Origin of the sequence: Alishewanella sp. SMS8 (assembly GCF_030737935.1) — a bacterium.
Lineage (GTDB): Bacteria > Pseudomonadota > Gammaproteobacteria > Enterobacterales > Alteromonadaceae > Alishewanella > Alishewanella maricola.
This window is the reverse complement of sequence record NZ_JAPJEA010000015.1, coordinates 1-2,085: the sequence shown is the minus strand read 5'-3', so window position 1 is coordinate 2,085 and position 2,085 is coordinate 1. Positions and strand designations below refer to the sequence as shown.

Annotated in this window: 1 protein-coding gene; it reads right to left on the bottom strand. The window is 53.3% G+C overall.

The window, feature by feature from the left end:
* On the bottom strand, window positions 1-2,085 hold a 2,085-nt coding region (locus tag ORJ01_RS16155; protein ID WP_371930790.1), incomplete at both ends, for a beta strand repeat-containing protein.

Below are 2,085 nucleotides of genomic sequence, written 5' to 3'. Positions count from 1 at the left end.
TTTACCATTTTGATCGGTGATAGTGATATTAATCACCGTGCCTGGAGCAACATCGGTGGTGGTACCCGATAAATCGATGGTGCCATCGGTGTTATCGACGGTCGCAGCGATATCTAATGAGCCAGCAACCGCATCAAGTGTGGCTGAAGTATCAGCAGCTAATGGATTGCCGTTGTTATCGACTGCCGTCGCATCAATGGTCAGTGGTCCATCGGCTAAGGTGCTGACATCGACACCGTCTAAGGCATAGCTGCCATCTGCCAATACGGTAGCTTGGGTAATCACCGTCTTACCGTTTTGATCGGTAATGGTGATGTTAATTACCGTGCCTGGAGCAACGTCGGTGGTGGTGCCCGATACATCGAGGGTGCCATCGGTGTTATCGACGGTCGCAGCGATATCCAATGAACCGGCAACCGCATCAAGTGTGGCTGAAGTATCTGCCGCGAGTGGGTTACCGTTGTTATCGACTGCCGTCGCATCAATGGTTAATGGGCCATCGGCTAAGGTGCTGACATCGACATCGGCTAACTGGTAACTGCCATCAGCCAGCACGGTGGCTTGGGCGATGACTGTTTTACCATTTTGATCGGTGATAGTGATATTAATCACCGTGCCTGGAGCAACATCGGTGGTGGTGCCGCTGAGGTCAAGCGTACCGTCGGTGTTATCCACGGTCGCGGCGATATCCAATGAACCGGCAACCGCATCGAGTGTGGCTGAAGTATCGGCGGCCAATGGATTGCCGTTGTTATCGACTGCCGTCGCATCAATGGTCAGTGGTCCATCGGCTAAGGTGCTGACATCGACATTTTCTAACTGGTAGCTGCCATCGGCTAATACGGTGGCCTGGGCAATGACCGTCTTACCGTTTTGATCGGTGATGGTGATGTTAATTACGGTACCCGGTGCCACGTCAGTGGTGGTGCCCGATAAATCGATGGTGCCATCGGTGTTATCGACGGTCGCAGCGATATCCAATGAACCGGCAACCGCATCGAGTGTGGCTGAAGTATCAGCAGCCAATGGATTGCCGTTGTTATCGACTGCCGTCGCATCAATGGTCAGTGGTCCATCGGCTAAGGTGCTGACATCGACATCGGCTAACTGGTAACTGCCATCAGCCAGCACGGTGGCTTGGGCGATGACTGTTTTACCATTTTGATCGGTGATAGTGATATTAATCACCGTGCCTGGAGCAACATCGGTGGTGGTGCCGCTGAGGTCAAGCGTGCCATCGGTGTTATCCACGGTCGCGGCGATATCCAATGAACCGGCAATGGCATCGAGTGTGGCTGAAGTATCAGCGGCCAATGGATTGCCGTTGTTATCCACTGCCGTCGCGTCAATGGTCAGTGGGCCATCGGCTAACGCGCTGACATCGATACCTTCTAAGGCATAGCTGCCATCGGCCAGCACGGTGGCTTGAGCAATGACTGTCTTACCGTTTTGATCGGTGATAGTGATGTTAATCACGGTGCCCGGTGCCGCGTCGGTGGTGGTACCACTGAGGTCAAGCGTACCATCGGTGTTATCCACGGTCGCGGCGATATCCAATGAACCGGCAATGGCATCGAGTGTGGCTGAAGTATCAGCGGCCAATGGATTGCCGTTGTTATCGACAGCCGTCGCATTAATGGTTAATGGGCCATCGGCTAAGGTGCTGACATCGACATCGGCTAACTGGTAACTGCCATCGGCTAATACGGTAGCTTGAGTAATTACCGTTTTACCGTTTTGGTCGGTGATGGTGATGTTAATTACCGTGCCCGGCGCCACATCGGTGGTGGTACCCGATACATCGAGGGTGCCATCGGTGTTATCGACGGTCGCAGCGATATCCAATGAGCCGGCAATGGCATCGAGTGTAGCTGAAGTATCAGCAGCCAATGGATTGCCGTTGTTATCGACCGCCGTCGCATCAATGGTTAATGGGCCATCGGCTAAGGTGCTGACATCGACACCTTCTAAGGCATAGCTGCCATCGGCCAGCACGGTGGCTTGAGCAATGACTGTTTTACCATTTTGATCGGTGATAGTGATATTAATCACCGTGCCTGGAGCAACATCGGTGGTGGTGCCGCT